This window comes from Ruegeria sp. YKSD163 (assembly GCF_059612905.1).
In genome coordinates this window covers 109,711-115,710 of sequence record NZ_JBXWRM010000014.1, presented here as the reverse complement: position 1 = coordinate 115,710, position 6,000 = coordinate 109,711, and the positions used below count along the sequence as shown (strand labels likewise).

Annotated in this window: 5 protein-coding genes and 1 pseudogene; 5 read left to right on the top strand and 1 reads right to left on the bottom strand. The window is 57.5% G+C overall.

The features are described from left to right. Together AC2FNA_RS17875 and AC2FNA_RS17870 are read left to right on the top strand one after the other, a co-directional pair. A pseudogene (locus AC2FNA_RS17875) lies at positions 1 to 110 on the top strand (IS110 family transposase); the annotation flags it as partial. Between the two features lie 67 nt (positions 111 to 177). Then, a complete protein-coding gene (locus AC2FNA_RS17870) occupies positions 178 to 1,020 on the top strand; it encodes an alpha/beta fold hydrolase (RefSeq protein WP_496828854.1) in 843 nt (280 codons plus the stop codon). A gap of 707 nt (positions 1,021 to 1,727) precedes the next feature. On the opposite strand, the gene AC2FNA_RS17865 is transcribed toward AC2FNA_RS17870, so the two are convergent. Beyond that, on the bottom strand, positions 1,728 to 2,612 hold the full coding sequence (locus tag AC2FNA_RS17865; RefSeq protein ID WP_496828844.1) for an HAD-IIA family hydrolase: 885 nt from the start codon (positions 2,610 to 2,612) through the stop codon (positions 1,728 to 1,730). Between the two features lie 236 nt (positions 2,613 to 2,848). Here AC2FNA_RS17865 and AC2FNA_RS17860 point away from each other — a divergent pair, with 236 nt between their 5' ends. From AC2FNA_RS17860 to AC2FNA_RS17850, 3 genes are read left to right on the top strand one after another with little or no spacing between them, the layout of a single operon-like run. Further along, positions 2,849 to 3,625, top strand: coding sequence for a DeoR/GlpR family DNA-binding transcription regulator (locus AC2FNA_RS17860; protein ID WP_496828842.1), 777 nt, complete (start codon positions 2,849 to 2,851; stop codon positions 3,623 to 3,625). Then, complete coding sequence (locus tag AC2FNA_RS17855) at positions 3,622 to 4,671, top strand: ABC transporter ATP-binding protein (RefSeq protein ID WP_496828840.1); 1,050 nt, start codon at positions 3,622 to 3,624, stop codon at positions 4,669 to 4,671. The genes AC2FNA_RS17860 and AC2FNA_RS17855 overlap by 4 nt, the downstream gene beginning before the upstream one ends. Before the next feature lie 22 nt (positions 4,672 to 4,693). Next, complete coding sequence (locus tag AC2FNA_RS17850) at positions 4,694 to 5,950, top strand: ABC transporter substrate-binding protein (RefSeq protein ID WP_496828838.1); 1,257 nt, start codon at positions 4,694 to 4,696, stop codon at positions 5,948 to 5,950. The last annotated feature ends 50 nt before the right edge of the window (positions 5,951 to 6,000 follow it).

The window sequence follows — 6,000 nt, the reverse complement described above, 5'->3', positions numbered from 1 at the left end:
TAGGCAAGATCGAACGACAGCTGATGGCGTGGCATCGGCAGAGTGCGGCGAGCCGGCGGCTCGAAACGATCCCGGGCGTGGGCATCATCACCGCCACGGCGCTCGCGGCCATCCCTGCTCGATGGAGCGCCGACGTCACTCGATATCATCACGCTCTCGGATGGACGAACCTTGGAGGTGCGTCTTCAAGGCCCAACCGATGGTGCGCCGGTGCTGTTTATCCACGGAATGCTCTTCGGAAGCGAATTACCCAAGTCCACCTTGGAGTACCTCGACAAGTATAAGCTCAGGCTCATTGCCCCGGCACGACCAAATTTCGGCATGTCGGACCCATCTCCTGGATTACCCGAGCATGAACCGGAACGCTTCGTCGATGATCTGTTAGCGCTACTTGATCATTATGGGGTTGATAGAGCTACATGCCTGACGAATATTACAGGCTCGGTCTATGGTTATGCTTTGGCAGCACATGCACCCAATCGCATAGCAGGCCTAGTCAACGCGGCGTCGATCGTTCCGGTGTTGAAAGCCAAGCAATTTGTGACGATGCCACCCACTCAACGATTGCTTTCCTTTCTAATGCGGTTCATGCCAGCCTTGCTTCCACCGCTTTTTCAATCCGGCATCGCACAAATAAGGGCTTCAGGCGAGATTCCCTTTTTCGACACGCTTTACGAAAAGGGATCGTGCGATCATCACGTCACCCATCGATCCGATCTCTCCGATCTGATGAGGCGAAGCCTTCATTTCGCGACCGACCAAGGCTACATTGGCGCTTTCACCGATACATTTCATATAGTTCGAGACTGGGCACCCTATGTGGAAAGAGTTTGCTCAGCGGGCGTTCCCAGCATCCATGTCCACGGCCTGATGGACCCTCAATACGGTTTCAATGATGTAGCAGAGTTCACGAGGCGCTTTGGAAACATTCAGTTGCGCGGTGTTGAGAATGCTGGGCAACTACTGCTTTTTCAAAAACCTGAACCTGTTTTCGAAGCCGTGGCCGAGCTCCTGACCTGACTATCGTCTTTCAAAACAATCCATGGGCCGGCCTATCGCAACGTCTATTCACTGATCGACGGCTATGAAGGCGACAAGGCCAAGGAAGGCCCGCACAAGGGCGAGCGCGTCAAGAACGGATGGCGCAACGCCGGCCTTGCCTGGAGCTACAAGATCAGCGACGCCCAGGCCTACGACGGCGATCTCTGAACAAAACCGAACCTCTCCTAGGCCCCTGTTTCGCCTAGAGCGGGGTCCAGTTTTTGTAAATATGATGCTATTTCAATCCACAGTGATTGTCCGCATTTCCGTAGGTCTCACGTGGACTTGCTTGAAGAGCTTGATGTCTGGTCTTGTCAGAAGGAATCTGGTTGAGGCGGGCAGGGTGGTCTGAGCTACCTCCCCATCCGTTGGACAGATTCCGGAATGGCTTAAGCTACTCTCTGCCCCTGCTGGCTGGTTTCGATGTTGCCGCGCATCTACGCATTTTTTCCTTGCAAAGCAGACGCCATCCACACAGGACAAAACGGTCAGGCGTCTATTGGTCTCCAAAGGTGCTGAACTACCCTCAGCGGCCGCTCGTCTGATGCTTCGGATGCCGCGGTTGCAGATCACTTTGCTGTAGTTCGCTGCAAATGCAAAAAAATTTCACCCAAGAAATCTCAAACAAAAAACTCAGAAGCCCAATCGATAGTGTTGGCTCTACTCTTCTTGCCAGATCGGTCACGCTATATGCGAGAGAGCCGCCACCTAGGCACAAGTGCCGACTGCATGGTGAACTGAGTTGCATCTACCCCACAAAACATGCCGTCCCTTTCCACCAGAACCGTCCGCCAGCCATGGGCTGCGGCACCGAGGATGTCGGTATGTAGCGTGTCACCGCACATTGCGATCCGGTCCGGCGGCGAGCTTTCGAGGGTGTCACTCACCATTTGAAAAACTTCGGGGAAAGGTTTTCCGAAGAAGCGGACGTCAGGCAGACCCAAGTCGGCAAGCAGATGCCCAAAATGACCCGGTTCCAGCGAAAACCCGTTGTCCCGAGGTGCCGCAATGTCGGCATTGGCGATCACGACGGGACGCTGCCGCTGCAGAAGGCTCTCAGTCAGGATGGCCTGACGATCTACATTCCAGATTTCAGTCGAGAGAAACAGGATGCCATCAACGCTGTCATACTCGGACCGATCATCGCCAAGGCGCAATGTCGCGGCAGGTATGTCCGTCAAGTCGTCTGATGGCGCTGCAATACAGCCCCAGAGCATGTCGCCAAGACCCTTCAAGGCCGCGCTACGGCTGGTAATGATCTCTGCCGAAGCAACCTCAATACCCAACTTGCGAAATTTTTCGACGGCGCGGTCATGATTGTAGCTCGCTGCATTTGACAGGATGCGGATCTTATTCCCGGCGCTGCGCAACTGGCGCAGTCGTTGCGCAGCACCTGGTATTGGCGTTTCACCCACGTTCAGAACGCCGAAGGCATCGAAGACAAAGGCGTCTACCTCATCAAGCACGTCCATCAGCGAATTTATCTGCAAGGCCTCGGCTGGAAAATGGGCCTTGGGCAGCCGATGGCGCACAGATTGATAACGTTCGAAAATGCTAACGACGTCATCCATGCGTGCGGTCAATCCTTCATTTAATGAGATCACGCACATTTGGTGCGGACGAGGCCATGGTAGCGGGCACACGCAGAAATGGAAGAAAAAACATCAAAGTGGTTGGGTGCGATACGTATGGAAAGAGTAAAATGGTAATTTTGGAGCCTTTCAGGGGGTAAAGGGCATCGGAAATCAAGAATTTTGTTGTTTTGTTGCTTTTGCTGGTTATACTTTTTTCACACTGCGGGGAAACTATGGCATCCAAGAAGATCAGACGGCGCGACATGATCCAGCAGGTCGTTCAGGAGCGTGGCGGCGTCAGCGTTGGTGCCCTTGCCGAAATGCTGGGGGTCTCAACCCAGACGGTACGCCGTGATATTGATCTTCTTTGTGACGGCAGCAATCTGCGTCGGGTGCATGGCCGGATCGAACTGGCAGAAGACCGGCTGAACACGCCTTTCGACCAGCGCGCGGGCACCAATCTTGCGGGGAAGCGGGCCATCGCCGAGGTGGCGGCGGCTCAGATACCTAATGGCGCGACGCTCTTTGTCTCCATTGGCTCGACGGCCCTGAGCGTAGCGCGCGCTCTGCGCTACCGCAAAGAACTGACCGTCATTACCAACAACCTCAGTGCGGCAATGGCCCTGAGTGAAGAGGTGTCGAACCGCATCATTCTGCCAGGCGGGGAGCTTCGTCTTCCCGACCGTGATTTCGTCGGGGAGGAGGTGGTCGAATTCTTTGAGCGTTTTCGTGCCGAGTTCGCTGTTTTCGGTACGGCAGGCGTGGGAGAGGACGGTCGGCTTCTTGAGTTTCACCAGTCCGAAGTTCGCGCGTCCGAGCGTATGCGTTCCAATGCGCAGCGCGCGATTTTGGTGATTGATCACAGCAAATTCGGCCGTCTCGCACCGGCAGCAGGCGCACGTATCAGCGATGTGGATCAGGTCGTCTGCGACCGGCCGCCGGCGGCTGTTTTTGAGCCGGTCGTCGAAGGGCTCGGCGACAAAATCGTTTTCGCGGAGAAGACAGTATGACCGATGCAGCGCCCTTCGTTCACGTGGACAATGTCGCTAAGCGCTGGAACGGACAGTTAGGGGTCGAAGGCATATCGTTATCCATTCCGCGTGGGGCTTTCGTGGCGCTGCTCGGCCCGTCAGGGTGCGGGAAATCAACCACGCTGCGTCTGCTCTCCGGGCTGGAGTTGCCCGATGAAGGAAGTATCACGATTGACGGGCGCGATGTAACGCATGCGGCCCCCTCCGAGCGCAACCTGTCCATGGTGTTTCAGTCCTATGCATTGTTCCCGCATCTGAACGTCGCCGAAAACGTGGTCTTCGGCCTGAAGGTGCGCAAGGTCGCCGCGGCTGAGCGGCGCGACAAGCTGAAGCGGGCCTTGGAAATCACCGGACTGCTTGGGTATGAGGGTCGCAAGCCGGGCGAGCTTTCGGGGGGGCAAAGGCAACGGGTCGCACTGGCGCGCGCGATTGTGGCGAACCAGCCGCTTTGTCTTATGGACGAGCCACTGTCGAATCTTGACGCCAAGCTGCGTGCCTCGGTGCGCAAGGATATCAAGAAGCTGCAGCTCGATCTGGGGATCACGGTTGTATACGTCACCCATGACCAGACCGAGGCGATGAGTATGGCAGACATGGTCGTGCTGATGAAGGATGGCCATATCCAGCAGACCGGCACGCCGGAGGAACTATACTACAAGCCTGCAAACACTTTCGTGGCGGAGTTCGTCGGCGCGCCGCCGATGGCATTGATCGACGCTTCTTCCTTGCCTGGCTTTGGGCACGCGGCCCGCATCGGGCTTCGTGCTGAGGACGTCGAGGTGGCTGAGGCCGGCAAGGGGCGGCTCAGCTGCACCGTGTCGGAATGCGAATTCCTGGGATCTGAGACCTTCATCGGACTGTCACACCCGGCCACTACGGGCCTTACCGTGAGTCTGCCGGGACTTCGCAGCATTCCCTCAGGTGAGGCGATGGAGATCACCTTCTCGGACGACAGCCTGCACTTTTTCGACGCGATGGGCCGAAGGCTCGCGCTCAAAGCCGGTGAGCCGGCGCTGCATGACTGATACAAATTCAGGGAGGAAACCAATGAACGCATTCAGAAATCTCGGGCTGGCCGCTGTGTCAGCTACGGTCCTCGCTGCCCCGTTGGCGGCGGAGACCGAGCTTACCATGTACTACCCCATCGCCGTGGGCGGTGCGTTGACGGAGGTGGTTGACGGTATCGTCGCCGACTTCGAGGCAGCAAACCCCGATATCAAGGTCAACGCGGTCTACTCGGGCAACTATGACGACACACGCGTCCGGGCGCTGTCGGCCCTTGCCTCCGGTGAACCGGCGCAGCTGGCGGTGATGTTCTCGATCGACGCCTATGATCTGATCGAACAAGATATCGTCGTGGCCTTTGACGATATCGAAGGCGTGGATCAAGCTTGGCTCGACAGTTTCTACCCGGCGCTCATGGCCAACAGCAAGATCGAGGGGAAGACTTGGGGTATCCCGTTCCAGCGATCGACCATCGTGGCCTACTACAACAAGGATATGTTCAAGGCCGCAGGGCTCGACCCGGATGCGCCGCCCACGACATGGGACGAGATGATCTCGATGGGCAAGGCGCTGACCAAGGAAGGCACCTATGGCCTGATGATCCCGTCGACGGGCTATCCCTACTGGATGTTCCAGGCGCTGGCGATCCAGAATGGCAAGGAAGTCATGTCGGATGACGGCCTGACCACCTATTTCGATGACCCCGCCGTCGTCGAGACACTGGAGTTCTGGAAGTCACTGAGCCAGGAACACGGTATCATGCCCACCGGCACCGTGGAGTGGGGCACGTTGCGCCAGGCCTTCCTTGAAGGTCAAACCGCGATGATGTGGCATTCGACAGGCAACCTGACTGCGGTCAAGAATAACGCGACCTTTGACTTCGGCGTGGCCGAGCTGCCCGCGAACGTCCGCAAGGGGTCGCCAACCGGTGGCGGTAACTTCTACGTCTTCAAGGACACAACGCCCGAAGAGAAAGCTGCCGCGCTAAAGCTGATCGAGTTCATGACTTCGCCAGAACAGGCAGCGGCCTGGTCCATTGGCACCGGCTATATGGGCGTATCGCCCGCAGCCTATGAGACCGAGGCACTCAAGGCCTACACGCAGGAATTTCCGCCGGCACTGGTTGCGCGCAACCAGCTTGAGAACGCCGTGGCCGAATTCTCGACCTTCGAGACCGCCCGTGTGCGCGAAGGTCTGAACAACGCGATCCAGGCAGCGCTCACTGATGCCAAGTCACCTGCGGAAGCCTTGGCCGAGGCACAGGCTGCCGCCGAGCGCCTGCTGCGTGCCTACCAATAAGCGAAACGGCGGGCGCCTTCCTCAGGCGCCTGCCATCTTTCTCTCCAAGG

Coding starts and splice junctions, on each gene's coding strand:
- AC2FNA_RS17865 (WP_496828844.1), bottom strand. CDS start 2,612: ATGGATGACGTCGTTAGCATTTTCGAACGTTATCAATCTGTGCGCCAT.
- AC2FNA_RS17860 (WP_496828842.1), top strand. CDS start 2,849: ATGGCATCCAAGAAGATCAGACGGCGCGACATGATCCAGCAGGTCGTT.
- AC2FNA_RS17855 (WP_496828840.1), top strand. CDS start 3,622: ATGACCGATGCAGCGCCCTTCGTTCACGTGGACAATGTCGCTAAGCGC.
- AC2FNA_RS17850 (WP_496828838.1), top strand. CDS start 4,694: ATGAACGCATTCAGAAATCTCGGGCTGGCCGCTGTGTCAGCTACGGTC.